The organism is Albidovulum salinarum, from assembly GCF_025673475.1.
Taxonomy (GTDB): domain Bacteria; phylum Pseudomonadota; class Alphaproteobacteria; order Rhodobacterales; family Rhodobacteraceae; genus Albidovulum; species Albidovulum salinarum.
The window spans coordinates 105,593-129,751 of record NZ_JAOVQO010000008.1 but is presented as its reverse complement, the minus strand read 5'-3'; the positions used below and the strand labels follow the sequence as shown (position 1 = coordinate 129,751).

Here is a 24,159-nt window from a genome sequence, read left to right as displayed (position 1 = left end):
ACCGTACGCGGCTCAGAAGCGCGAAAGGAGTAGCTGAGATGCCTGCCCACGTTCTCTATGTCGGTGGCGAGGACAATAATCTTCGCATTCCCTTCATCCTTGCCATGCGCCGTCGCGGATACCGTGTGACGGCCGCGGGGAGTGGCGATCCCGCGCCTTTCCTGAGCCACGGGATCGACTTTGTGTCCTTCCCGTTCGACCGCTTCATTAGTCCGGGGTCGGACTTGCGCGCTTTGCGCCGTTTGGTTGCGATATTGCGTGAGCTTCAGCCGGATATTGCGCAGGGATTTGACACAAAGCCCTGCCTACTCGTGCCTCTCGCTTCCGGCCTTTCAGGTACAGGCACAAAGGCGGTCCGGACGATCTGTGGGCGATCCTGGGTTTACTCCTCGCGCGCGCCCCTGGCGGTGGCAACCCGACCCGTCCTCCAGACGCTGCATCGTCTCGCTGCGCGCCGCACCGCAGCCACTGTGTTCCAGATCGAGGACGACCGTGACTTCTTCCGAAGAAACCGCATTGACGGTCGCCGCGGCGTGTTGATCCCGGCCGGCGGCAGCGGCGTGGACGTGAAGGCATTCGAGCGCGCGCTGGCCGAACTGCCCTCGCGCGAGGCGATGCGCGACGAACTGGGCCTCGGCGATGCCGAGGTGGTCGTTACAGTGTCCCGCATGACCCGCCAGAAAGGCATTCCCACGCTCTTGAAGGCCGCCGCCATCGTCCACCGCGTGCGCCCCGGCGTCCGCTTCGTCCTCGTCGGTCCGCGCGAGAGCGAGGGTCCACTCGCGGTTTCGGCTGCGGAAATCGAGGCGCATTCGCCCTACGTCATTGCCACCGGCGCGCGGCGGGACGTGCCGGCGCTGATGCGCATGGCGGACGTGTTCGCCTTCCCTACCGAGTACCGGGAAGGAGTCGCGCGCGCGCTGCTGGAGGCGTCGCTCGCAGGCTTGCCCATCGTTTCCTCGGCGATGCCGGGTTGCCGGGAAGTGATCCGGGATGGTTGGAACGGCCTCCTAGCGCCGCCGGGCGATCCCGAACGGCTGGCCGACGGCATCATCCAGGTGCTCGAGGATCCCGAGGCCGCGCGCGCCATGGCGGGGCGTGCAGATGCCGTCGCACGGGAGCAATTCAGCCTGGAGGTCATGGCCGATCGGATGGCGCAACTTTACGATACCATCCTGCGAGATCGGGAAGACACCATGGCCGAATTGCCGGCGGCCGACGAGCCGACGGCATGACACCCAAATGCGAAAAGTCAATATACGCCGTTGGTCGTACCAACGATTAGATCCTAAAGGTCGAGGCGTTCTGGCTGGCAAAGGCGTATTCTAAGGAGGGGAAGGGGCTTTGACCGCACCCTGACAGTACTCTGTGCAGCGGAAGGTTAAGAATATGGGAATTCCAAACAAAGTAATTCGCGATATTTTTGGTACCGTCGGAGACGACGATCTGATTGGATCCGGATTCAACGAGCGTCTGTTCGGCTATGCTGGCAAGGACCGGCTTTATGCCGAAGGGGGCGATGACCTTCTGTACGGTGGGGACGGCAACGACCTTCTGGACGGCGGCACGGGTGCGGACACCATGTACGGCGGCGCCGGCAACGACACGTACCGCGTGGACGATCCGAACGATGTGGTCAGCGAAGAGACCGTTCCGGGCGTGGACGACGGCGGCACGGATTACGTCGTCAGCACCATCAGCTACGCCTTGGGCGCCTACGTGGAAAAGCTGGACCTGACCGGGACCAGCAATCTGAACGGTGCCGGGAACGATCTGTCGAATACGATCAAGGGCAATGAAGCGAACAATATCCTCTTCGGTGGCGGTGGCACCGACACCCTGTACGGTTATGACGGCAACGATGTCCTGATCGGCGGCCTCGGCAAGGATTACCTGTATGGCGGCGTCGGCGCTGATACGTTCGTTTTCGGCACTGGGGACAATCTGACAGACCGGATTTACGATTACGAGGCGGTGGACCGGATCGGCATCTATGCCGCCGCGTTCGGGCTCTCGGAAGGTTCCGGTCTGATTGGGGGGCAGCTCGACCCGAGCTACTTCGCTATCGACGCCCCTACCACCGCGAGTCACGGGCAGTTCATCTTCAAGCCTGCCGGGTCCAAGCCTGCGCTGCTCTGGGATCCTGACGGAAGCGGCTCCCAGTCCGCGACAACGCTTGTGCAGTTCACCACGGGCGTGACCTTGACCGCGGCTGACATCATCTCCTACGGCGCGCCCGCCAATGTGACGGCGTCGATCGCTCTTGCGACACCCGGCCGGACTGAGGAGGACGCCGGCAAGGTGATGTTTGTTCTTCAGCTGTCGCAAGCACTTGATCACGACGTCGTGTTCAGGCTGAGCACGCGGGAGGGTACGGCTACCGACGGAGTCGACTATGGGACGCTCAGCGGACACACGGTGACGGTCAAGGCCGGGTCCACCTTTGCCTATGTCGCTGTCGCGATTACGGATGACGACTTCGCCGAGGGTGTGGAGCGGTTCTCGTTGAAAATCGACCGTGTCGAAGACGCGGTGACGGGCGAGGCGCTGGGGATCGGAATCAGGTCCGCCACCGCCACAATCGAGGACGAGCGGCCGGAGGTCGTGGCCGATCACTTCACCGTCTCCTTGGGTTCGACGGACCCGTCGGGTATCATATACAATCCCTTGACGGGCAGGCTGATAATCGTCGATTCCGAGGTCGACGAGATGCCCTTCTCCCGCGCCAACAACTTCTTCGAAGCGTCGCTGGATGGTTCGTTGGTGTCGAGTCTGTCGCTTCCCTTCACTGACGAGCCCACCGGCCTGGCCATTGATGCCCAGAATGGGCGGCTGTTCATCACCGATGACGATTTGTACAAGGTCTTCGTCGTCGACGCGAGTAATCCGACATCGGTGCTGTGGGAGTTCGATACCGTTCCCCTTGGCGGTATCGACCCGGAGGACGTGGCCTTCGACCCGGTCAGCGGACACCTCTTCATTCTCAACGGCCTCTCGAGAACGGTCATAGAGGTGGACCAAACCGGAACGCAGCTGTTCAGATCGTTCACGGTCCCGACAACAATCATGGACCCCGAGGCGCTGGCCTACGATCCCGATGAGGGGGTCTTCTATGTGGGCGGCGGTTTCAGCGACCTGATCTGGAAAGTCGATTTCAACGGGACCATTCTCGAGGTGATCGATGCCTTGACGGATGCCCGCGCCGAAGGAACCAACCATCGGGTCAGCGTAAAGGACCTCGCTTTCGCGCCGGCGAGCGATGGATCCGGCGAGATGCACCTCTATGTCGCGGATTACGGTTGGAGCCACGTCGATGACGGGCGGCTGATCGAGATCGATCTAGGCGACACGCAGGATCCGGCTTCGGCCTGGATGGTTGCCTGACCCGAGTTCACGGCTGCCCTAGGCGGCGGGCGCAGGCCCGCCGCCACGCTTGGGCGGGTGCCGTTTCGGGTGCTTCGAGGGCATTCTAACCTGCGCCCTTTTATGCCGGAGAATGGGGAGAACGGATCGCCCCATCAAACCACCGATTCAAACATCAGAATGGCAGAGCAAATGTGGATCTGGCACGAGCGATGCACCTTGCCATTCTGACTGATACTGGGCTGCGGCCCTGACGCGTATTGCGAAAAGCCGGAACTGGCGTTTTCCCTCTCGAAGATCGCGAGGGTAATCGGTGTCCCGCGCCATCCCCTGACCAACATCACGACGACGCACGCCACGGAAGGCGGCGGTACGGCAGGGATCAGCGACAGCGCCGCCGCCCGCAGGGCCGGCGGCTTCTTGTGGTCAGGCGGACAGCAGCAGTCCCTCACGGATCGGCCGGGTGCCGGCGACGAAGAACAACTCGGCGCCGGCCCGCACGATCCGCGCCTGTTCCCGAGCATAGACGAGCCCGCCGATGCCCGCGCGAAGCGGGATTATGTCGCCGTCGGGAAGGCGACGCAGATGGCCGAGCGTGGCGCCCGCGGCAACGGGCTCGCCCGGTACGACAGCGGCATGAAAGAGACCCGAGGCCGGGGCGGTCACAACCTCGACCCCCGCGAGCGGGGTGGACGCGACTCCCCCCTCGCGCGGCCTGCCCGCGGCCCCGTGAATCACCCCCTCATCCGCCAGCCAGGCAATGACCGCGGCGGCATCGTGCTCGGCGATCGCGGGATCGGTGTCGAGCACGCCGCGCCATTCCAGCGTTACCGCGAAACAGCCGATTGGCAGGGAGGCGTTGGACCAGCGGTCGCGGAACCGCATCCAGGGCAGGGTGCACGCCTCGTCGAAGGAGTAGCCCCCCTGCAGCGGCGCATGGAGCACCGCCCCGGCGCCGATCGCGCGCCCGAGCCGGGTCGCGCGATCCGCCTGTTCGGAATGGCAGTAGAGATGCGTCACGGCCTCGGAGTCGCAGTGCATGTCCAGCACGATGTCGGCCTCGATCGCGAGCCGCAGCAGGCAGCGTTGCAGCGCCAGGAGCGGCGTGAGCGGCACCAGCCGGTCAAGCGCCGCCGCCATCCGGGCCCGCAGCGCGGCGACAGGGTCGCCTTCGGGCGCGGCGTTGTCGATGGCGAGCGCCAGCGCCGCCGCATCGGGGAAGGCGCGGTTGAAATTCTGCCCGGAGGTGACCTCGAACCGGCCGAAGCTGCCGCCGATCATGCCCTGGTCGAGCCCGATCGGATTCGCCACCGGCACGAGCAGGACCTCGCCGCGCAAGCGGCCTTCGGCCTCCAGTTGCCGCAGCTGGTCGCGGAGCGCGAAGCCGACCGCGATCCCCGGCGCCTCGTCGGCATGAAGGCCGCCCTGGATATAGACCTGCGGCCGCGCGCCCGGCGTTCCGAACCGGTAGAGCGTGAGCCGGCGCTCGCCATTGATCGGGCCGGGGGTGAGCGGGAGATGTTCGGTCTGCATGGGCGCCTCCGTTCTGCCGGGGAAACCTAGGATCTTGACGCGCGGGCGGGTAATGAGTTCCCCTCGCGAAGGATGAACAGGGATCATGTATGGCCAAGCGTCGTCTCCAACTGAACCTGCGCGGCTTCCAGGTGTTCGAGGCCGTGGCGCGGCATCTGTCGGTCACCCAAGCGGCCGAGGAACTCGGCATCACCCAGAGCGCAGTGAGCCACCAGCTGCGCAATCTCACCGATTATCTCGGCGAGGAACTGTTCGAGCGCCAGGGCCGCAGCATCGCGCTGACGCGGGCCGGCGCGCGGCTCGCCGAGGCGCTCGACGGGGCGTTCGACCTGATCGAGCAATCGACGGCCTCGACGATCGGGCTGAACCGGCGGATGATCCGGGTCGCGCTCTATTCGTCCTTCGCGGCGGGCTGGATGATCCCGGTCCTGCCGGAGTTCACCGCCCGGCATCCCGATATCGACCTCCGGCTGGTGATGATCTCGGATCCGCCGGAAATCAGCGACCGGGTGGCGGATGTCTTCATCACCTCGGAACCGACGCGCCGGGGGTACTGGTCGCTGCGCTTGTTCCCGGAGTACCTAGTGCCGGTCGCGGCGTCCACGACCTGCCGGGACGGGTTCGACAGGCCGGTGCCGCTCATCACCTCCGAAACCGATCCCGTGATGGTGGGGGCGGATTGGGAAGCCTTCGCGGCGCTGAACGACCTCGATCTGCCAACGATTCGCGACGGTGCCTGGCATTGCTGCACGCATTACCTGCTCGCGCTGGAGATGGCGCGGGCCGGGATGGGGGCGGCGCTGGTGCCGGATTTCATGGCCTTCCCTGCGCTTGCGCGAAGTGAATTGCGGCGGCTGCCGGGCGCGGCGCTGCCCACGGGCCAGACCTATGACCTTCAGATCAAATACGAACGCCGCAAGGAACCAGACATCCAGCGCCTCGTCGCGTGGATCAAGGATGTGGTGCGCCGGAATACCATGAGCGCCACTCATGTGACGGCCTAAATTCTCATGCTGCATCCGGGCGCTGCGGTGTTAGCCATTCTTCGGGAAGGCCCTCGGGCCCGAATGGAGGAGCGCCGGCATGACCAGCATGGAACCGATCGTCGATCTGCGCCTTTCGGTGCGCGATCTGCATAAGAAGTTCGGCTCGGTCGAGGTGCTGCGCGGCGTCTCGATCGAGGCGCGGCAGGGCGACGTGATCTCGCTGATCGGCGCCTCGGGGTCGGGCAAGTCCACCTTCCTGCGCTGCATCAACCAGCTCGAAAGCAGCGACGCGGGCGAGATTTCCGTCGCGGGTGAGCATCTTGATCTGGTGATGCGCCGGGGGCGCCGGGTGGCGCGCGATGCGCGGCAGCTGCGCCGGATCCGGGCGAAGCTCGGCTTCGTGTTCCAGTCCTTCAACCTCTGGTCCCACATGACCGTGCTCGAGAACCTGATCGAGGGGCCGATGCAGGTGCGCGGCCTGCGCCGGGACGAGGCGGTGGCGCTGGCGCAAGGGTTGCTCGACCGGGTCGGCCTGAAGGGGCGCGAGTCGAGCTATCCCGGCCATCTCTCGGGCGGCCAGCAACAGCGCGTTGCGATCGCCCGCACGCTGGCGATGGAACCCGAGGTGATGCTCTTCGACGAACCTACGAGCGCGCTCGATCCCGAGCTCGTGGCCGAGGTGCTGGCGGTGATCCGCGACCTCGCGACCGAGGGGCGGACGATGCTCCTCGTCACCCACGAGATGGCCTTCGCGCGCGACGTATCGACCGAGGTCGTGTTCCTGCACAAGGGCCTCGTCGAGGAGCGCGGCGCGCCCGCGCAGATCTTTTCCGCTCCGCAATCGGAGCGGCTGAAGCAATTCCTGACCCATGTGCGTCTCGGCCAATAGGGCGCCGACCGCGCGACGAACCACCTCAGACAAGGAGAAAGCGATGAGGAAATTCCTTCCGGCAGCGATGCTGCTCTGCTCGACCGCGATTGCGGGCGCCGAGGAACTGAAGGTCTGCGTCGAAGGCGCCTACCCGCCGATGTCGATGATGAACGAGAAGGGCGAGATCGTCGGCATGGACATCGACCTCACGAACGCGCTCTGCGCCGAGATCGGTGCCAGCTGCGCGCTGGTCAAGACCGACTGGGACGCGATGATCCCCTCGCTGATGGAAGGCAAGTGCGACGCGATCATCGCCTCGATGTCGATCACGCCGGAGCGCGCCCAGATCGTCGCCTTCACCGAGAAATACCTGCAATCGCCCAACATGTTCATCGGCCGCGCCGATGCCGGGATGACCGACACCGCCGAGGGCCTTGCCGGCAAGCGCGTCGGCGTGCAGCGCGGTACTGTCGCCAACGACTTCATGGCCGGCGAGTTCCCGGATGTTGAGCTTGGCCTCTACGGCTCCGAGGAGGAGATCTACCTCGACCTCGCGGCCGGGCGGATCGACGCGGCTTTCGTCGATGCCGGAACCGGCGAGATCGCCTTCCTCAAGACTCCAGCGGGCGAGGGTTTCGCCTATTTCGGCGCGCCGCATATCGAGGAGAAGTATTTCGGCAAGGGTGCCGGAATCGCCCTGCGTCCCGGTGAGGACGATCTGCGCGTGCGGCTGAACGGCGCGATCCAGGCCATCCGCGCCAACGGCAAGTACGCTGAAATCAACAACAAGTACTTCACGACCGACCAGTACGGCGGCTAAGGGGCGGGCGTCATGGACTCGATTGTCGGTTATGGGCCGATCCTGATCGGCGGCATGGGTGTCACCCTCGCGGTCGCGTTCCTGTCCATGGCGCTTGCCACGCTGCTCGGGGGCGTGTTCGCGACGCTCTCGCTCAGGGGCGGCGCGGTCCTGCGCAGCGTGACGACGGGCTACACCACGATCGCGCGCGGCGTGCCGGACCTCGTGCTGATGCTCCTGTTCTTCTTCGGCGGCGAACGGGCGATCAACACGGTGCGCGCCGCCTTCGGGCTGGAGCGCATCTCGGTCAGCCCCTTCGTCATCGGCGTGCTCACGCTCGGCTTCATCTTCGGCGCTTTCCTCGCCGAGACCTTCCGCGGCGCTTATCTCTCGGTGCCGAGGGGCCAGGTCGAGGTGGCGCAGGCGATCGGCCTGCCGTCCCACCGCATCCTGTCGAGGATCATCCTTCCGCAGATGCTCGGGCTCGCCCTGCCGGGCTTCACCAACACCTGGCTGGTGCTCTTGAAATCCACGGCCATCGTCTCGATCGTCGGACTGCAGGACATGGTCGGGCTCGCCGACAAGGCGGGCAAGGCCACCCGCGAGCCCTTCGTCTTCATGCTGGCCGTGATCCTTTTCTTTCTCGCGCTGACGGCGGTGTCGGGCCATGCCCTGCACCGGCTCGAACGGCGCCACCGCGTGGGAGTGTGACCGATGCGGATCGACCTGATCGCGGAAAACGCCGACCTCTTCGTGACCGGCATCTCTATGACGCTGAAGCTCACGGTGATGTCGCTCGCCATCGGCATGGCGATCGCGTTGCCGGTTGCGGTCCTGCGCGGGATGCGGCTGCCGGTGGTCGACAAGGTGCTACGCGGCTACATCTTCGCCTTCCGCGGCACGCCGATGCTGGTGCAGACCTATCTGATCTACTACGGGCTCGCGCAGTTCGAGTTCGTCCGCGACAGCGTCTTCTGGGCGGTGCTGAAAAGCCCCTTCAACTGCGCGCTGATCGCGTTCTCGCTGAACACCGCGGCCTACACGGCCGAGATCCTGCGCGGCGCGCTCGAAGCGACGCCGAAGGGCGAGATCGAGGCGGCCGAGGCGATCGGGCTCTCGCCCTTGCAGGTGCTGCGCCGGATCACCATTCCCGGCGCCTTCCGCCGCGCTCTGCCGCAATATGGCAACGAGGTGATCCTGATGCTGCACGGCTCCACCGTGGCGAGCGTCATCACCATCCAGGACATTCTCGGCGCCGGGCGGACGCTGAACGGCAAGTACTACCTCGCCTACGAGGGACTGGTGACCGCGGCTCTCCTCTATCTCGCTCTGACCCTCCTGATAGCCGCGGCCTTCGGACTCGGCGGCCGCAAATGGCTGGCGCATCTGCGCCCGGCCGCAACCCGTTGACGGATTACCCAAATGAGCCTGAACATCGTTCCCTTCGTCAGTGTCGACCACATGATGCAGATCGTCCTGCAGACCGGGGTGGAGACCTTCCTGCGTGAGCTTGCGGCCTTCATCGAGGTGGATTTCCGCCGCTGGGAGCGGTTCGACAAGACCCCGCGCGTCGCCGCCCATTCGGCCGAAGGGGTGATCGAGCTCATGCCGACCTCGGACGGAGAGACCTACAGCTTCAAATACGTCAACGGCCATCCCGGCAATGCCCGTGACGGGCGCCAGACCGTAACCGCCTTCGGTGTTCTCGCCGATGTGGCGACCGGCTACCCGCTCCTGATGTCGGAGATGACGATCCTGACGGCCTTGCGCACGGCCGCGACCTCAGCGCTCACGGCAAAGGTGCTGGCGCCGCGCGGGGCCGATACGGTGGCGATCATCGGCAACGGCGCGCAGTCGGAGTTCCAGGCGCTCGCGTTCCACGCGTTGATGGGGATCCGCAAGTTCCGGCTCTACGACGTTGATCCCTCCGCGACGCGGCGCTGCATCGCCAATCTCGCGGGCCACGGGCTCGACTGCCGCGCCTGCCCCTCGGCGGAGGACGCCGTCCTCGGGGCGCAGATCATCACCACGGTCACCGCCGACAAGCGCTACGCCACGATCCTCTCGGACAACATGATCGCCGAGGGCGTCCACATCAACGCGGTGGGCGGCGACTGTCCGGGCAAGACCGAACTCGCGCGCGAGATCCTGCTGCGCTCGGAGATCTTCGTCGAATACCCGCCGCAGACCCGCATCGAGGGCGAGATCCAGCAGCTTGCCGAGGACCATGCCGTGACCGAATTCTGGCAGGTGCTGACCGGCCGCGCGGCGGGGCGGGTCTCGGACCGGCAGATCACCATCTTCGACTCTGTCGGGTTCGCGATCGAGGATTTCAGCGCGCTTCGCTACCTGCGCGAGCGCGTCGCCGCGACCGGCCTCTTCCAGCCGCTCGACATGCTCGCCGATCCGGACGAGCCGCGCGATCTTTACGGCATGCTCCTGCGCGCGGGGGCTGCGCGGCTCGACCGCGCCGGCTGACGCAACCGAAGGGGGTTTCCTCCGCCACCGCCCGCGGGCATAGTTCGGCTCCAAAACCGGCAGGAGGCACGCATGGATCTGGGACAGGTGATCGGCGAGGTGATCGGCGGCAACGGCGTGTTGCTGGCCTTTGCGATCTTCATCATTCTTTGCGTATTCCTAGGCGTCAGGATCGTGCCGCAGTCGGAAAAGCACGTTGTTGAACGGTTCGGGCGCCTGCGCGCGGTGCTCGGGCCGGGGATCAACTTCATCGTGCCGTTCCTCGACCGGGTCGCGCACAAGATCTCGATCCTCGAGCGGCAGCTTCCGAACGCGCTGCAGGATGCGATCACCGCCGACAACGTGCTGGTGAAGGTGGAAACCTCGGTCTTCTACCGCATCACCGAGCCGGAGAAGACCGTCTACCGGATCCGCGATGTCGATGCGGCGATCGCCACGACCGTCGCGGGCATCGTGCGCTCCGAGATCGGCAAGATGGAACTCGACCAGGTGCAGTCGAACCGCTCGGACCTGATCGCGAAGGTGCGCGAGCAGGTCGCGGCGATGGTAGATGACTGGGGAATCGAGGTGACGCGGGCCGAGGTGCTGGACGTGAACCTCGACGAGGCGACGCGGGCGGCGATGCTGCAGCAGCTCAACGCCGAACGCGCGCGGCGGGCCCAAGTGACCGAGGCCGAGGGCAAGAAGCGCGCGGTGGAACTTGCCGCCGATGCCGAGCTATACGCCGCCGAGCAGGAGGCCAAGGCGCGGCGCATCTCGGCCGAGGCCGAAGCCTATGCGACCGAGGTTGTGGCGCGCGCGATCAAGGACAACGGAATCGAGGCGGCGCAGTACCAGGTGGCGCTGAAACAGGTCGAGGCGCTGACCTCGGTCGGCCAGGGGCAGGGCAAGCAGGTGGTGATCGTCCCCGCGCAGGCGCTCGAAGCGTTCGGAGATGCGTTCCGGATGCTGAAGGGGCGCGCGTGATGCTCTGGCAGGCGTGGTGGGTCTGGATGATCGCGGGCGCGGTGCTCGCGATCCTCGAGGTGGTGATCCCGGGCTTCATCCTCCTCGGCTTCGCCTGCGGCGCGGTGGTGACCGGGGTGGGCCTCTGGCTCGGTCTGCTCGGCGGCTCGCTCGCGGTGCTGGTGCTGGTCTTCGCGGTTGCCTCGCTCGCGGCCTGGCTGGTACTCAGACGCGTCGTGGGCGTGCGCAAGGGGCAGGTGAAGCTCTGGGACCGGGACATCAACGAGGATTGACGGACATTGCCGGCGCGGTCGGATGCCTCCGGCGGGGATGTTTGCGGCAAGATGAGGGGCTCGGTCGCACATGATCGACAAGCTGGAGATGTTCATCGCGCTTTCCCGCGAGGGGCATTTCGGTCGCGCGGCGGAGAGTCTGGGGGTGACACAGCCGACGCTCTCGGCGGGGATCAAGGCGCTTGAGGCGCAGCTTGGCGTGCAGCTTGTCTGGCGCGGCTCGCGCTATGGCGGGCTGACGCCCGAGGGCAGCCGGGTGCTGGTCTGGGCGCGCCAGATCGTCGCCGACACCCGCACCATGCGCGAGGAGATGCGGGCGGTCAGGCAGGGGCTCGCGGGCAATCTGCGGCTCGCGGTGATCCCGACCGCGCTCACGACCGTCGCCGATCTCACCGGGCGGTTCGGGCGCGCCCATCCCAACGTGCGCTTCACGATCCTGTCCCGGACCTCGATCGAGATCCTGTCGATGATCGAGAACCTCGAGGTCGATGCGGGCATCTCCTATCTCGACAACGAGCCCCTCGGTCGGGTCGTCACCGTGCCGCTCTACCGCGAGAGCTACACCTTCGTCTGCGCCGAGGATTCCCCGCTCGCCGACCGGGTCGAGGTCGGCTGGGACGAGATCGCGGATGAGCCGCTTTGCCTTCTCACCCCCGACATGCAGAACCGGCGGATCATCAACCAGAATTTCCAGGAGGCCGGGCGAACGGTCACCGGTGCGGTGGAGTCGAACTCCACGGTGGTGCTGATATCGCATGTCGCGGCGGGGCGCTGGGCGACGATCCTGCCGGTGGAGATGGCCGAGTTCCTCGGCGCCGGAAAGCCGGTGCGGATCATTCCCCTGAAGGATGTCGCGGCGCGCCATGCGATCGGACTGATCGCGCCGCATCGCGAGCCGCACACCCCGGTTCTCGCCGCACTCCTGCGCGAGGCGCAGGGGATCTCGCGGCTATAGCGAAAGCCCCTCGGCGCGGGCGGCCGCCACGAGGTCGCGGACACGCTCGGCGTTGTCGGCGGCGATGCTGCCGTCGTGGTTCAGCCGGTTGTTCTCGAAGCCGATCCGGGCCTTGCCGCCCTGCCTGAGCGCGGCGAGGAGGCAGTCGGTCTCGGCCGCGCCGAAGGCGCAGACCGCCCAGTCGGGGGCGAGGCCCGCCGCGTCTTGCGCGGCAAGGGGCGGATCGAGATCGGCGGGGCTCGAAACCTGGCCCGCCGTATAGCGGCCGAGGACATGCAGGACAGCGAGGTTCCTGGCCGGGATCGTGCCACTCGCGACCAGCCGGGCGAGATGCCCGGTGTCGGCCGCATCGTAGAGGATGTGCTGGACCTCGGTCCCCGCCTCGGCGCAGGCGGCGAAGAAGCGGGCGGTGATCCGGTCGTCCTCTTCGGCCGTGATCTCGCGGAGCGCCACCGAGACGGCAGCAGGGCGGAGTGTTTCCACGAGGGCCCGCTGTTCGGCGGGGCTGTAGCGGCCGACCGCCTCGGTGGTGATCTGGACATAGAGGCCGGGGGCTTCGTGTGCGAGTTCGGCGAGAAGTTCGGAATAGAGGCCCGCGTCGAGCACATGCGCGCCCTCCGCGTCGCGGACATGGGCATGGAGGCCGCCCGCGCCGGCCGCCTGACAGGCGCGGGCGGTGGCGGTGATCTCGGGGATGGTCATCGGCAGCGCGGGGTGGTCCGTCTTGGTCAGGCGGGCGCCGTTCGGGGCGACCATGATCCGCGGCAGGGTCATGCAGCCAGCGCCCGGTCGATTGCGGTCGCGAGCTTGGTCGTCAGTTCGCCGATCTGCGCATCCTCGATGATGAAGGGCGGCGCGAGCAGGACATGGTCACCACGCTGGCCGTCGATCGTGCCCCCCATCGGGTAGCAGATCAGCCCCTCGGCGAAGGCTTCGGCCTTGATCTTCGCGTTGAGCTTCCGCGCGGGATCGAACGGCGTCTTGGTTTCGCGATCCGCCACCAGTTCCACCCCGCGAAAGAGGCCGCGGCCGCGGATGTCGCCGACATGGGGGTGCTGGCCAAACCGGTCGCGGAGCGCGGCGTCGAGCTTCGCGCCCTGTTCGCGGACGCGCGGCAGGAGCCCGTCGTCGAGAATGCGGCTGAGGACGGCGTTCGCCGCCGCCGCGGCCATCGCGTGGCCCATGTAGGTATGGCCGTGCTGGAAGAAGCCGGAGCCGGCCTTGATCGCCTCGTAGATCGCCCCGGTGCAAAGGAGGGCGCCGATCGGCTGGTAGCCGGCACCGAGCCCCTTGGCGATGGTGATCATGTCGGGCGCGACTCCGTCCTCGAGGCAGGCGAAGAGGTGGCCGGTCCGGCCCATCCCGCACATCACCTCGTCGAGGATCAGGAGGATACCGTGGCGGTCGCAGATCTCGCGGATGCGCCTGAGATAGCCCGGCACGGCCGGAACCGCGCCGGCGGTGGCGCCGACCACGGGCTCGGCGACGAAGGCCATCACCGTCTCGGGGCCGAGGCGCCGGATTTCCGCCTCCAGCTCCTCGGCGGCGCGCTGGCCGTAAGCCTCCTGGGTCTCGCCCTCGGCGCGGTCGCGGTATTCGTAGCAGGGCGCGATATGGGTGGTCTCGACCAGCAGCGGCCGGAACTGGGCGCGGCGCCATTCGTTGCCGCCCGTCGCCAGCGCGCCGAGCGTGTTGCCGTGATAGCTTTGCCGCCTTGCGATGACGCGGTGGCGGGAGGGCTGGCCGGTCTCGAGGAAATACTGGCGGGCGAGCTTCAACGCCGCCTCCACCGCCTCGGAGCCGCCGGAGACGAGGTAAACGCGGTCGATGCCCTCGGGCGCCTCGGCGATCAGCCGGTCGGCCAGGGCCTCGGCCGGGTCGGAGGTGAAGAAGCCTGTATGGGCGAAGGCCACGCGGTCGAGTTGGTCATGCAATGCGGTGCGCACCTTTGCGTCGGAATGGCCGAGGCAGGACACCGCGGCGCCGCCGGAGCCATCGAGATAGCGTTTCCCCGAGGAGTCGATCAGGTAGCAGCCGTCGCCCTTGACGGCTGTTGGCAGGGTCCCCTTCGTGGACCGGCCGAAGATGTGGTTGGGCAAGAGTCAGCTCCTAGCGACATAGACGGATTGGCGGGCGTGACGAACGACGCGCGCGGCGTTGGGGCCAAGGAGGTAGTCCTTCAGCACCGGCCGGTGCGAGCCGATGACGATGACGTCGACATTCAGCTTGTCGGCGGCCTTGACCACCTCGTCGTAGATCGTGCCGTGGGCGACATGGGGATGGGTCTCGATCCCCTTTGGCACATGGGTCTGGATCCAGGCGGCGAGTGCCTCGCCGAACTTGTGCAGCATCTTCTGCTCGTAGCCCTCGGGAAAGAAGCCCGAGACCTGCGGCAGGCCGAAATCGGGCACGACGCAGACGACATGGATCACGCCGCCGTCATGGGCGAGGTCGAGCGCGGCGGCGAGAGGCGCCTTGCTCGTCTCCTCGTTGTTGATGTCGACGGCGAGAAGGATCGTCTTGGCCATGGCTGTCACTCCTCGGTTTGTGGGCCTCAGAAGGCTGGTTTGGTCTGCCGGCGGCGCTGGAGCAGGATCACCAGCCCCAGAAGCGCGAGCGCCGGGATGTAGAACACCTGCTTCGGCATCCGGTTGGCCGGTGAAAGGACGCTCACCACCTCCACTCGCTCCTCGGTGTAGAAGTCGAAGCCGGAGAGCTTTTCCTGGTAGGGCGTGCCGAACATCGGCTCGTCCATGTAGAGCTTGTCGCCCTCGGGCAGGAGGAAGAGGCCCGCCGCCTCGGCGCGGCCGGTCGCCGGCTCGTCCTCGGCCACGGTATGGACCAGCGTCGTCTGGGTCGAGCCGCCGGTGGTGAAGGAGGGGCCCGAGACGATGAAGCGGATGCGCTCGCCGGGACCGGCCGCGTCGAGGGCGGCGGCAAGTTCGGTCGGCGGGCTTTCGTGGAACGGGTCGGAGACCCGGTTGAGCCAGAACCCCGGCACGAAGAGCGTGAACGCCACCAGGAGGAGTGCGGCACTTTCCCAGATCCGCGAGCGGGCGAGGAAATAGCCCTGCGTCGCGGCGGCGAAGAGAAGCATCGCGAAGGTCGCGACGATGAAGACGAAGGTCGCCTGCAGGATCCCGGTCCAGGTCCCGAGGTCGATGCCGTAGAGGATCAGCGTCGGGTTGTAGATGAACAGGAACGGCAGCGCGACGGTCCGCATCGAGTAGAAGAAGGCGGTGAAGCCGGTGCGGATCGGATCGCCCCCCGAGACCGCGGCGGCGGCGAAGGATGCAAGCCCCACCGGCGGCGTCACGTCGGCCATGATGCCGAAGTAGAAGACGAAGAGATGCGCTGCGATCAGGGGCACGATCAGCCCTTCCTGCGCGCCGAGCGTCACCACGACCGAGGCCATGAGCGAGGAGACGACGATGTAGTTCGCGGTCGTCGGCAGGCCCATGCCGAGGATCAGCGAGAAGACCCCGATCAAGAGGAGCATCAGCATCAGGTTGCCGCCCGACAGGACCTCGACGAGCCCGGCGAGCTCGGTGCCGATCGGCGTCTTGGTGACGGTGGCGACGATGATGCCTGCCGCCGCGGTGGCGACGCCGATGCCGATCATGTTGCGGGCGCCGGCGATCATGCCCTCGATCAGGTCGTCGAAGCCGGCGCGCGTGGCCTCTCCGACGTTCTCGCCACGGAACATCGCCTTGAGTGGTCGCTGGGTGACGATGATCACGAGCATCGCCGCCACCGCGTAGAAGGCGGATTTCGCGGGTGACTGCATCTCGACCATGAGGAACCAGACGAGGACGAGGATCGGCAGGATGAAGTGAAGCCCGGTCGGGAAGACCTGCGCCACGGTCGGCAGGTGGAATTCCTTCGCGTTCGGGTCGTCCAGCGCCAGATCCTCGCGCCCGGCGGCAGTGCGGATCGCCATAACGTAGACGACGGCGATCGCGGCGAGCACGACCCAGTCGGCGATGCCGGGTGCGGCGGCACGCAGGCCCTGGATGCCGTAGATGAGACCGGTGAAGGCCGCGCCGGCGACGACGAAGCCGATGAAGATCTTGAGGAACATCTGGGCCAGCGACTTCGCCTCGCCGAGCGCCGGCATGTCCTTCTTCAAGGCCTCCAGATGCACGATGTAGACCAGCGCGATGTAGGAGATCACCGCCGGGATGAAGGCGTGCTTGATCACCTCGACGTAAGAGATGCCGACGAACTCGACCATCAGGAAGGCGGCAGCGCCCATCACGGGCGGCATGATCTGGCCGTTGACCGAACTGGCCACCTCGACCGCGCCGGCCTTTTCCGACGAAAAGCCGACGCGTTTCATCAGCGGAATGGTGAAGGTGCCGGTGGTGACGACGTTGGCGATCGAGGAACCCGAGATGAGCCCGGTCATGGCGGAACCCACGACGGCGGCCTTGGCTGGTCCGCCGCGCAGATGCCCGAGGCCGGCAAAGGCGAGCTGGATGAAGTAGTTGCCCGCCCCGGCTTTGTCGAGGATCGCGCCGAAGAGCACGAAGAGGAAGACGAAGGCGGTCGAGACGCCGAGCGGAATGCCGAAGACGCCGCCGGTGTCGAGCCACTGGGCGTTCACGATCGAGGTGAACGAGAGCCCGTTGTGCTCGATGATGTCGGGGATGAGCCAGCCCTGGCCCATGTAGGCGTAAAGAAGGAAGAGCGAGCCGACGATGGTGAGCGCAGGGCCGAGCGCGCGGCGCGAGGCTTCGAGGAGGACGACGATGCCCACGGCGCCGATGATGATCTGGGCCTGCGTCGGCAGGCCGGAGCGCGCGGTCATGGCGAGGTGGTTCGAGAAGGCGAAGATGTAGAAGGCGCAGAAGAAGCCCACGGCCGCGAGGATCCAGTCGAAAACGGGCACCCGGTTGCGCGGCGAGGTCTTCAGCGCGGGATAGGCGAGAAACGCTAGCGTGATCGCGAAGGCGAGGTGCATCGGCCGGGTCTGGGTCGAGTTCATCACCGGCAGGTACTGGCCGAACCAGAGCTGCGGTTGGGCGATCCAGAGCTGGAACAGCGACCAGCCGAGCGCGAGGCCCGAGATCAGAAGCGCCACCGCGCGGCTTTCAGGGACCCGTCCCCCGGTGTCGGTCGAGGCGACCAGATCCTGAAGCTCGTCATCGCTGAGTTGGGTGGCCTTGGCTTCGGTATTCTCGCTCATCGTCGTTCCCCTTCGCGCATGCAGGACGGTGGTGGCGGGAAGTCAGACGGGGCGCCGGGTCAGGTGCGGCGCCCCGCGAGAGGCAGCCTCGGTATTCGGCTGCTTTCAGATCGCGTGGGTCACTCGATGAGCCCGGCCTCGCGGAAGTACTTCTCCGCACCGGGATGAAGCGGCGCCGAGAGACCTTCTTTCGTCATTTCCTTCGGGTCGAGATTTGCGAAGGCCGGATGCAGGCCGCGGAACTGGTCGATGTCGGAGAACACCGCCTTGACGAGCGCATAGACCGTCTCCTCGGGAACCGAGGCCGAGGTCACGAGAGTCGCGCCGACGCCGAAGGTTTGGACGTCGGCGTCGGTGCCGCGGTACATGCCGCCGGGAATCGTGGCCTTGCGGTAATAGGGGTGCTTCTCGACCAGCGCGTCGACGGCCGGGCCGGCGACGTTCACGAGTACCGAGTCGCAGGCGGTGGTCGCCTCCTGGATCGAGCCTGACGGATGGCCGACCGTATAGACCATCGCATCGATGTTGTTGTCGCAGAGCGCCTGGCTCTGCTCGGCGCCCTGGAGCTCGGACACGAGCGAGAAGTCGGACATGGTCCAGCCCATCTCGGCCATCACCACTTCCATCGTATCGCGCTGACCGGAGCCGGGATTGCCGACGTTCACCCGCTTGCCCTTGAGATCCTCGAAATTCGCCACGCCTGCATCGGCGCGCGCGACGACCGTGAAGGGCTCCGGATGGATCGAGAAGACCGAGCGCAGGTCGGGGTTGGCACCGTTCTCGGCGAAGGTGCCTTCGCCGTTCATCGCCTTGAACTGAACGTCGGACTGCGCGACGCCGAACTGCAACTCGCCCGCGCGGACCGCGTTGACGTTGTAGACCGAGCCGCCGGTCGATTCGACGCCGCAGCGGATGCCGTGCTCGGCGCGGGTCTTGGACATCATCCGGCAGATCGCGCCGCCGGTCGGGTAGTACACGCCGGTCACGCCGCCGGTGCCGATCGAAATGAAGCTTTCCTGGGCGACGCCCGGAGCGGCGGCAAGGCCCAACGCGACCAGGGCCGCGAATGTTGCATGTTTCATACGAAATCTCCTCTCCCATTGTAATTTGCTTTACCTAGAAATGATGCATTTGTGTTATGTCTGTCAATAAAGTAACGCAAATGAGTTATCGCGACGGATGCCACGCCGGGGGTGTTGCCGCCGCGCGGAATGCGTAAGGTCGGCCATGGCAGTGAAATCGCTCGAAAAACTGAATGCCGACCTGACCCGGATCGCCAGCGAGGGGACGCCCGCGCTGGCGAGCTTCGCCTCCTGGGTGCTCGACCACTATGCGGAGGTCGCCTTCAACTCGATTCGGGGGCTTGCGGAACAAGCCGGGGTCAATTCCAATACCGTGATCCGGCTCGCCAAGGAGCTCGGCTTCGACGGCTACGACGCGTTCCGCTCGGAGATTCAGACCGCCCTGAGGAGCCGTACGATCGACTATTCGGCGCGGGCCGCGGCGCTCCATAACCGCACCGGGACCGACGTTTTCAGCGATCTCATCGCTGCCAACCGCGCCAATGCCGAGGTCGTGTTCTCGGCCGAGATGCAGAGCCTTCTCGAGGGGGTGATCGAGCCGATGCTGGCGGCGCGGCGGGTGCATTCGATCGGGGTCCGGAGCTGCTATTCGATCGCGCACTACTTTTCCTACGTCGGCGGCATGGCTTTCGGCAACTTCGCCACCGTGCCCGCTCAGCCGGGCGCGATCATGGACCAGCTCTCGCAGGTCGGCCCCGACGACATCGTCGTCGCGATCAGCTTCGAGCACTATTCAACCGAGGTGGTGCGCGCCTGCCAGATCGCCCGCGACTGCGGCGGGCGGATCCTCGCGCTGACCGACAGCCATCGGTCCCCGATCGCTCGCGGAGCCTGGCAGGTGATCCCGCTGCCGATGGCGGGGCCGCAGTTCATGCCCTCTCTCAACTCCGCCTTCATCGTGGTCGAGATGCTGCTCGCGGCCATGGCGGCACGATCGGGTCAGGCGGCGCAGAACGTGCGCGACTTCGAGGCGCGCATCCAGCGGTTCGGCGGGTATGTAAGAGTGTGATGCCAGGTCCCGTCGGTCCCGCCGGTCCAAGAAAATTCAATTTTCTTGGAAAAAATCTTCAAAGATTTTCTCTCCCCAACGCAATCGTGACGCTACACTCAGGCGAGATGCGGCCGGAACGCAGTGACAACTTCCTCGTAGACCGCGCGTTTGAAGGGCACGATCGCAGCGAGCATCTCGTTCGCCGTCACCCAGCGCCATTCGGAGAATTCCGGATGCTCGGTCGCAATGTCGATCTGGTCGTCGGTACCCTTGAAGCGGAACAGGAACCAGCGCTGTTTCTGGCCACGGAACCTGCCACCCCAGACCTTCCCGACCAGGTGACCGGGAAGGTCGTAGGTCACCCAGTCCGGCGACTTGGCGACGAACTCGACGAGATCCTCGGGGATCCCGGTTTCCTCCCGCAGCTCCCGCAAAGCCGCCTTGCGCGGCTTTTCGCCATCGTCGATCCCGCCCTGCGGCATCTGCCAGGCCGGGATCTCGCTGTCCTTGCGCTGGCCGGCGAAGATCCGGCCCCGCGCGTCGATCAGGACGACGCCGACGCAGGGCCGGTAGGGCAGGCGCGCAATCGCCTCCGGCGTCATTCAGCCGCCGCGATGGCCGAGAGCCCCTTGAGGATGTCGATCGCATAGGCGAGCTGATAATCCTCCCCGCGCAGCTTGGCGGCGGCCTCGGCCTTCTTCTGCTCCTCCTCCAGCATCCGGCGCTCGTCCTCGGTCATCGAATCGTTGGAGATCGCGCCGCGCAGGTCGGCCTCGGAGCGGCTGCGGCTCGCGGCCGAGCTCTCGGCTTCCGCGCTTTCTTCCGGCTTCGCCTGCGGCTGTTCGACGACGATGTCGGGCGAGATGCCGAGCGCCTGGATCGAGCGGCCCGACGGCGTGTAGTAGCGCGCGGTGGTCAGCCGCATCGCGCCCTCGCCGCGGAGCGGGATCACCGTCTGGACCGAGCCCTTGCCGAACGACTTGGTGCCGACGACGATGGCGCGGCGGTGGTCCTGCAGTGCGCCGGTGACGATCTCGGAGGCTGAGGCCGAGCCGCCGTTGATCAGCACGACCATCGGCTTGCCATCTGCCAGGTCACCGGGCTCGGCGTTGAAGCGTTCGCTGTCCTGCGGGTTGCGGCCGCGGGTGGAGACGATCTCACCCTTGTCGAGAAAGGCGTCGGAGACCTCGATCGCCTGGGTCAGCAGGCCGCCCGGGTTGTTGCGCAGGTCGAGGACGATGCCGTTGACCTTGTCGATGCCGCCGGCTTCCTCGACCGCGGTCTTCAACCCCTCGGCCATGTTGTCGTAGGTCTGGTCGTTGAACGTCGTCACGCGCAGCACGACGGTCGTGCCCTCGAGCCGGCCGCGTGCCGCGGTGAGCTTGATCGTGTCGCGGATGATCGAGACGTCGAACGGCTCGTCGGTGCCTTCGCGGGCGACGGTGATGACGATTTCCGAGCCGACCGGCCCGCGCATCTTGTCGACCGCCTGGTCGAGCGTGAGGCCAAGCACACTCTCGCCGTCGACATGGGTGATGAAGTCGCCGGCCTGGATTCCGGCGTCGAAGGCCGGGGTGCCGTCGATCGGCGAGACGACCTTGACGAAGCCCTCCTCCTGCGTGACCTCGATGCCGAGGCCGCCGAACTCGCCGCGGGTCTGGACCCGCATGTCGTCGAAGGCGTCCGGCGCGAGGTAGCTCGAATGCGGGTCGAGCGAGGTCAGCATGCCGTTGATCGCGGCCTCGATCAGCTTGCCCTCGTCAACCTGCTCGACATATTGGGCGCGGATCCGCTCGAAGATGTCGCCGAAGAGGTCGAGCTGTTCATAGACCGAGCCGCCGCTGCCGGATTCCTGCGCGACCAGGGGGCCCGCCACCTGCGTCGTCAGCACTACGCCGGCAAGCGTGCCGCCGAGCGCGGCCATCACGAATTTCCTCATCGCTCAGTCTTTCCTTGTCTCAATGAACCAAGGGCCGGGGTCCACGGGCTCCTTGCCCTGTCTCAACTCTATATAAAGCGTTTCCGTGCGCACTTCGCCACCGGTTTCCTTGGACTCGGCGTCGGTGAGCCCTTCACCGGGCGCCGCGCCGCCCATGAGGCCGATCGGCGCGCCGGCTTCGAGCACGTCTCCGGTATCCCCGTAAACGGTGCCCAGCCCGGCAAGTACCAGAAGATAACCCGATGCCGGCTCAACGATCATCACATTTCCGTAGTCGAGCAGCGGGCCGCGGTAGCGGATCGTCGCCGGCCAGGGCGCTGTGACCAGAGCGCCGGGGCTGGTCTCGACAAGGATGCCGGGGCGGCGGATGCCGGCGGCGTCGGCCGCGCCGGCGCCGCGCAGGAGTGTGCCGCGCACCGGCAGCGGCAGCGCGCCCTTCGCGCCGGCGAAATCGTCCATCGGCGCGCCGATATCGGTCTCCATCGCGGCGAGCCCGTTCGCGAAGGCGTCGAGGCTGTCGGCGCTCGCCACCAGCGCGGTCACCTCCTCGGGATCGTCAAGGAACCGCTGGGGAAGGTCGGTGCGGTCCTGGATCGCCTTGCTGAGCGCGGTCCGCGCGCCCTGCGCACCCGCGAGGCCCTTGGCCAGCATCTCTGCCGTCTCCGACTGGAGCTGCCGGAGGTGCGCAAGTTCGGCGAGCTGGGCGGCAAGCGCGTCGGCCTCGGTCTCCAGCGCGGGGGCGACGGCGGAGAGGATCATGCCGGATCGCGCGGCGCCGACCGGACCGTCGGGATGCAGCAGCAGGAGCGGTGCCGAATCGCGCTCCATCGCCGACATCACGCCGAGAAGCTGGCCGATCCGGTCGCGCTTGGCGTCGAAATCGGCGGCGATCTCCGCCTCCCGCAGCGAGGCACGGCGGAGCGTGTCGCGCAACGAGGCAAGCCCGTCCTCGTAGGCCTGGATCGTCCGGGTGAGCGCGGCCACCCGGTCGCGCGACCCATGAGCAGAGTTCAATGCCTCAATCGCGCCGCGCAGGTTCTCCGCGGCCTGTTCGGCTGCCGGGACCGCGGGATCCTCCGCAGAGGCGGCGGGGGGCAGGCCGGGCGCAAACGCAAGCGCGAGGAGGAGGGCGGGCAGCCTCATGCGCGTTCGATGAGTGTCCGGCCGGTCATCTCGGGCGGCAGGTCGAGGCCCATCAGGTCGAGCAGCGTCGGCGCGAGGTCGGCGAGGCGGCCGTTACGGAGCGTCACGCCCTCCGGTCCGCCGACCAGCACGACCGGCACCGGGTTCGTCGTGTGCGCGGTGTGCGGCCCGCCGGTCTCGGGGTCGATCATCATCTCGCAATTGCCGTGGTCGGCGGTGACGATCATCGCCCCGCCGGCCGCCTCGAGCGCGATCATCGCGCGGGCGAGGCCGCGGTCGACCTCCTCGACGGCGGCGATCGCGGCGGAGAGATCGCCGGTGTGGCCGACCATGTCGGGATTGGCGTAGTTCACCACGATGAGGTCGTAGCCCCTGCCGATCGCGGCGACGAGCGTGTCGGAAACCTCGGGGGCCGACATCTCGGGCTGAAGGTCGTAGGTCGCGACCTTGGGCGAGGGGGCCATGTGGCGGTCCTCGCCCTCCTCCGGCACTTCCTTGCCTCCGTTGAGGAAGAAGGTGACGTGGGGGTACTTCTCGGTCTCGGCGATGCGGAACTGTTTCAGCCCGTGCACCGCCACCCAAGCGCCGAGCGTGTTCGCGACCGGGCGCTTCGGGTAGGCCGCGGCCATGAAGGCGTCGTGGGTCTTGGAATAGTCGACCATGCCGAGGATCGCGCTCCAGTGCGGGCGGATGCCGCGCGCGAAGCCTGCAAAGTCGTCCTCGCCCACGGCGAGCAGGATCTCGCGGGCCCGGTCGGCGCGGAAGTTGAGGCAGAAGAAGCCGTCGCCGTCCTTCGCGCCCTGGTAGCCGTCGATCACCGTGGCCTGGATGAATTCGTCGGTCTCGCCGCGCGCATAGGCGGCGGCGACGGCCTCGGGCGCGGAGGCGGCGGTGAGACCTTCGGCCTTCATCATCGCGGCATAGGCGCGCTCCACCCGGTCCCAGCGGTTGTCGCGGTCCATCGCGAAATAGCGCCCGGTCACGGTGCCGACCTTCGCGCCTTCGGGCAGGCGCGCGACCAGGTCGGCGACGAAGCTGTCGGCCGATTTCGGCGCGACGTCGCGGCCATCGGTGACAGCGTGGAGCACCACGGGCACACCGGCGCCCGCGATCATCTCGCAGGCGGCGAGGACATGGTCGATATGGCCATGGACGCCGCCGTCCGAGACCACGCCCATCAGGTGCGCGGTGCCGCCATCGGCCTTCAGCGTCTGGATGAAGGCCGCGATCGCGGCATTGGAGAAGAACGAGCGGTCCTCGATCGCGAGGTCGATCTGGCCGAGATCCATCGCCACCACCCGGCCTGCGCCGATATTCGTGTGGCCGACCTCGGAATTGCCCATCTGGCCCGAGGGCAGCCCGACATCCGGACCGTGCGTCACCAGTCGCGCGTTCGGGCAGGAGGCCATGATCCGGTCGAAGGCCGGGGTCTGGCCGAGCGCGACCGCGTTGCCCTCGGTCTCGGCGCGCAGGCCCCAGCCGTCGAGGATGCAGAGGACGACGGGGCGGGGGTTCGGCATTGACGGCTCCTTCCTCTTGTGCCGCACCTTCTAGGACGGCGTGGGCGCCTCCGCAACAGGGCGCGGGCAAGGC

Annotated in this window: 22 protein-coding genes; 12 read left to right on the top strand and 10 right to left on the bottom strand. The window is 66.8% G+C overall.

Translation table 11 applies throughout. The features are described from left to right. Positions 1 to 38: 38 nt before the first annotated feature. Positions 39 to 1,235, top strand: a complete 1,197-nt coding sequence (locus tag OEZ60_RS10155; protein ID WP_263335591.1) for a glycosyltransferase family 4 protein — start codon at positions 39 to 41, stop codon at positions 1,233 to 1,235. A gap of 154 nt (positions 1,236 to 1,389) precedes the next feature. Next, positions 1,390 to 3,384: a Calx-beta domain-containing protein gene (locus OEZ60_RS10150; RefSeq protein WP_263335590.1), complete on the top strand. Its 1,995-nt coding sequence runs from the start codon at positions 1,390 to 1,392 to the stop codon at positions 3,382 to 3,384. 405 nt (positions 3,385 to 3,789) lie between these two features. On the opposite strand, the gene OEZ60_RS10145 is transcribed toward OEZ60_RS10150, so the two are convergent. Continuing rightward, positions 3,790 to 4,896, bottom strand: a complete 1,107-nt coding sequence (locus tag OEZ60_RS10145) for a M14 family metallopeptidase (RefSeq protein ID WP_263335587.1) — start codon at positions 4,894 to 4,896, stop codon at positions 3,790 to 3,792. A gap of 89 nt (positions 4,897 to 4,985) precedes the next feature. Here OEZ60_RS10145 and OEZ60_RS10140 point away from each other — a divergent pair, with 89 nt between their 5' ends. From OEZ60_RS10140 to OEZ60_RS10100, 9 genes are all read left to right on the top strand, one after another. After that, the gene (locus tag OEZ60_RS10140; protein ID WP_263335585.1) at positions 4,986 to 5,900 is read left to right on the top strand and encodes a LysR family transcriptional regulator; all 915 of its coding nucleotides are present in this window, start codon (positions 4,986 to 4,988) and stop codon (positions 5,898 to 5,900) included. A gap of 79 nt (positions 5,901 to 5,979) precedes the next feature. Further along, on the top strand, positions 5,980 to 6,771 hold the full coding sequence (locus tag OEZ60_RS10135; protein ID WP_317852830.1) for an ABC transporter ATP-binding protein: 792 nt from the start codon (positions 5,980 to 5,982) through the stop codon (positions 6,769 to 6,771). Between the two features lie 43 nt (positions 6,772 to 6,814). After that, positions 6,815 to 7,573 carry a transporter substrate-binding domain-containing protein gene (locus OEZ60_RS10130; RefSeq protein ID WP_263335582.1) on the top strand — a complete coding sequence of 253 codons (759 nt, stop codon included), beginning with the start codon at positions 6,815 to 6,817 and terminating at the stop codon, positions 7,571 to 7,573. A gap of 12 nt (positions 7,574 to 7,585) precedes the next feature. After that, positions 7,586 to 8,263, top strand: coding sequence for an ABC transporter permease (locus tag OEZ60_RS10125; RefSeq protein ID WP_263335580.1), 678 nt, complete (start codon positions 7,586 to 7,588; stop codon positions 8,261 to 8,263). 3 nt (positions 8,264 to 8,266) lie between these two features. Next, positions 8,267 to 8,962 carry an ABC transporter permease gene (locus OEZ60_RS10120; protein ID WP_263335579.1) on the top strand — a complete coding sequence of 232 codons (696 nt, stop codon included), beginning with the start codon at positions 8,267 to 8,269 and terminating at the stop codon, positions 8,960 to 8,962. A 12-nt stretch (positions 8,963 to 8,974) separates the two neighbouring features. Beyond that, the gene (locus OEZ60_RS10115) at positions 8,975 to 10,030 is read left to right on the top strand and encodes an ornithine cyclodeaminase (protein WP_263335578.1); all 1,056 of its coding nucleotides are present in this window, start codon (positions 8,975 to 8,977) and stop codon (positions 10,028 to 10,030) included. A 72-nt stretch (positions 10,031 to 10,102) separates the two neighbouring features. After that, the gene (locus tag OEZ60_RS10110) at positions 10,103 to 10,996 is read left to right on the top strand and encodes an SPFH domain-containing protein (RefSeq protein WP_263335576.1); all 894 of its coding nucleotides are present in this window, start codon (positions 10,103 to 10,105) and stop codon (positions 10,994 to 10,996) included. Then, positions 10,996 to 11,268: an NfeD family protein gene (locus OEZ60_RS10105; protein WP_263335575.1), complete on the top strand. Its 273-nt coding sequence runs from the start codon at positions 10,996 to 10,998 to the stop codon at positions 11,266 to 11,268. Before OEZ60_RS10110 ends, OEZ60_RS10105 begins: the two co-directional genes overlap by 1 nt. Positions 11,269 to 11,338: 70 nt before the next feature. Next, positions 11,339 to 12,223 carry a LysR family transcriptional regulator gene (locus OEZ60_RS10100; RefSeq protein WP_263335574.1) on the top strand — a complete coding sequence of 295 codons (885 nt, stop codon included), beginning with the start codon at positions 11,339 to 11,341 and terminating at the stop codon, positions 12,221 to 12,223. Here the strand turns inward: OEZ60_RS10100 and OEZ60_RS10095 are convergent. The 5 genes from OEZ60_RS10095 to OEZ60_RS10075 form a co-directional block, all read right to left on the bottom strand. Further along, positions 12,218 to 12,997, bottom strand: coding sequence for a beta-keto acid cleavage family enzyme (locus OEZ60_RS10095; RefSeq protein WP_263335571.1), 780 nt, complete (start codon positions 12,995 to 12,997; stop codon positions 12,218 to 12,220). The genes OEZ60_RS10100 and OEZ60_RS10095 overlap by 6 nt on opposite strands. Continuing rightward, positions 12,994 to 14,322, bottom strand: coding sequence for an aspartate aminotransferase family protein (locus OEZ60_RS10090; RefSeq protein ID WP_263335570.1), 1,329 nt, complete (start codon positions 14,320 to 14,322; stop codon positions 12,994 to 12,996). The genes OEZ60_RS10095 and OEZ60_RS10090 overlap by 4 nt, the downstream gene beginning before the upstream one ends. Positions 14,323 to 14,325: 3 nt before the next feature. Further along, the gene (locus tag OEZ60_RS10085) at positions 14,326 to 14,751 is read right to left on the bottom strand and encodes a universal stress protein (RefSeq protein WP_263335569.1); all 426 of its coding nucleotides are present in this window, start codon (positions 14,749 to 14,751) and stop codon (positions 14,326 to 14,328) included. Positions 14,752 to 14,777: 26 nt separating this feature from the next. Beyond that, a complete protein-coding gene (locus OEZ60_RS10080) occupies positions 14,778 to 17,411 on the bottom strand; it encodes a TRAP transporter permease (protein ID WP_263335566.1) in 2,634 nt (877 codons plus the stop codon). Positions 17,412 to 17,530: 119 nt separating this feature from the next. Then, complete coding sequence (locus OEZ60_RS10075; protein ID WP_263335565.1) at positions 17,531 to 18,493, bottom strand: TAXI family TRAP transporter solute-binding subunit; 963 nt, start codon at positions 18,491 to 18,493, stop codon at positions 17,531 to 17,533. Positions 18,494 to 18,638: 145 nt separating this feature from the next. Here OEZ60_RS10075 and OEZ60_RS10070 point away from each other — a divergent pair, with 145 nt between their 5' ends. Then, the gene (locus tag OEZ60_RS10070; protein WP_263335563.1) at positions 18,639 to 19,502 is read left to right on the top strand and encodes a MurR/RpiR family transcriptional regulator; all 864 of its coding nucleotides are present in this window, start codon (positions 18,639 to 18,641) and stop codon (positions 19,500 to 19,502) included. 98 nt (positions 19,503 to 19,600) lie between these two features. On the opposite strand, the gene OEZ60_RS10065 is transcribed toward OEZ60_RS10070, so the two are convergent. Genes OEZ60_RS10065 through gpmI form a run of 4 tightly spaced genes read right to left on the bottom strand, consistent with a single transcriptional unit; the run spans position 19,601 to position 24,086 of the window. Beyond that, complete coding sequence (locus OEZ60_RS10065; RefSeq protein ID WP_263335561.1) at positions 19,601 to 20,086, bottom strand: RNA pyrophosphohydrolase; 486 nt, start codon at positions 20,084 to 20,086, stop codon at positions 19,601 to 19,603. Beyond that, positions 20,083 to 21,423 carry a S41 family peptidase gene (locus OEZ60_RS10060; RefSeq protein WP_263335560.1) on the bottom strand — a complete coding sequence of 447 codons (1,341 nt, stop codon included), beginning with the start codon at positions 21,421 to 21,423 and terminating at the stop codon, positions 20,083 to 20,085. The genes OEZ60_RS10065 and OEZ60_RS10060 overlap by 4 nt, the downstream gene beginning before the upstream one ends. Before the next feature lie 3 nt (positions 21,424 to 21,426). Beyond that, a complete protein-coding gene (locus tag OEZ60_RS10055) occupies positions 21,427 to 22,566 on the bottom strand; it encodes a murein hydrolase activator EnvC family protein (RefSeq protein WP_263335557.1) in 1,140 nt (379 codons plus the stop codon). After that, positions 22,563 to 24,086, bottom strand: coding sequence for a 2,3-bisphosphoglycerate-independent phosphoglycerate mutase (gpmI, locus tag OEZ60_RS10050; protein WP_263335556.1), 1,524 nt, complete (start codon positions 24,084 to 24,086; stop codon positions 22,563 to 22,565). The genes OEZ60_RS10055 and gpmI overlap by 4 nt, the downstream gene beginning before the upstream one ends. Positions 24,087 to 24,159: the final 73 nt, after the last annotated feature.

Bases quoted from the DNA above. Each gene is read 5' to 3' on its own strand.
- OEZ60_RS10155 (WP_263335591.1), top strand. From the start codon at position 39: ATGCCTGCCCACGTTCTCTATGTCGGTGGCGAGGACAATAATCTTCGC.
- OEZ60_RS10150 (WP_263335590.1), top strand. From the start codon at position 1,390: ATGGGAATTCCAAACAAAGTAATTCGCGATATTTTTGGTACCGTCGGA.
- OEZ60_RS10145 (WP_263335587.1), bottom strand. From the start codon at position 4,896: ATGCAGACCGAACATCTCCCGCTCACCCCCGGCCCGATCAATGGCGAG.
- OEZ60_RS10140 (WP_263335585.1), top strand. From the start codon at position 4,986: ATGGCCAAGCGTCGTCTCCAACTGAACCTGCGCGGCTTCCAGGTGTTC.
- OEZ60_RS10135 (WP_317852830.1), top strand. From the start codon at position 5,980: ATGACCAGCATGGAACCGATCGTCGATCTGCGCCTTTCGGTGCGCGAT.
- OEZ60_RS10130 (WP_263335582.1), top strand. From the start codon at position 6,815: ATGAGGAAATTCCTTCCGGCAGCGATGCTGCTCTGCTCGACCGCGATT.
- OEZ60_RS10125 (WP_263335580.1), top strand. From the start codon at position 7,586: ATGGACTCGATTGTCGGTTATGGGCCGATCCTGATCGGCGGCATGGGT.
- OEZ60_RS10120 (WP_263335579.1), top strand. From the start codon at position 8,267: ATGCGGATCGACCTGATCGCGGAAAACGCCGACCTCTTCGTGACCGGC.
- OEZ60_RS10115 (WP_263335578.1), top strand. From the start codon at position 8,975: ATGAGCCTGAACATCGTTCCCTTCGTCAGTGTCGACCACATGATGCAG.
- OEZ60_RS10110 (WP_263335576.1), top strand. From the start codon at position 10,103: ATGGATCTGGGACAGGTGATCGGCGAGGTGATCGGCGGCAACGGCGTG.
- OEZ60_RS10105 (WP_263335575.1), top strand. From the start codon at position 10,996: ATGCTCTGGCAGGCGTGGTGGGTCTGGATGATCGCGGGCGCGGTGCTC.
- OEZ60_RS10100 (WP_263335574.1), top strand. From the start codon at position 11,339: ATGATCGACAAGCTGGAGATGTTCATCGCGCTTTCCCGCGAGGGGCAT.
- OEZ60_RS10095 (WP_263335571.1), bottom strand. From the start codon at position 12,997: ATGACCCTGCCGCGGATCATGGTCGCCCCGAACGGCGCCCGCCTGACC.
- OEZ60_RS10085 (WP_263335569.1), bottom strand. From the start codon at position 14,751: ATGGCCAAGACGATCCTTCTCGCCGTCGACATCAACAACGAGGAGACG.
- OEZ60_RS10080 (WP_263335566.1), bottom strand. From the start codon at position 17,411: ATGAGCGAGAATACCGAAGCCAAGGCCACCCAACTCAGCGATGACGAG.
- OEZ60_RS10075 (WP_263335565.1), bottom strand. From the start codon at position 18,493: ATGAAACATGCAACATTCGCGGCCCTGGTCGCGTTGGGCCTTGCCGCC.
- OEZ60_RS10070 (WP_263335563.1), top strand. From the start codon at position 18,639: ATGGCAGTGAAATCGCTCGAAAAACTGAATGCCGACCTGACCCGGATC.
- OEZ60_RS10065 (WP_263335561.1), bottom strand. From the start codon at position 20,086: ATGACGCCGGAGGCGATTGCGCGCCTGCCCTACCGGCCCTGCGTCGGC.
- OEZ60_RS10060 (WP_263335560.1), bottom strand. From the start codon at position 21,423: ATGAGGAAATTCGTGATGGCCGCGCTCGGCGGCACGCTTGCCGGCGTA.
- OEZ60_RS10055 (WP_263335557.1), bottom strand. From the start codon at position 22,566: ATGAGGCTGCCCGCCCTCCTCCTCGCGCTTGCGTTTGCGCCCGGCCTG.
- gpmI (WP_263335556.1), bottom strand. From the start codon at position 24,086: ATGCCGAACCCCCGCCCCGTCGTCCTCTGCATCCTCGACGGCTGGGGC.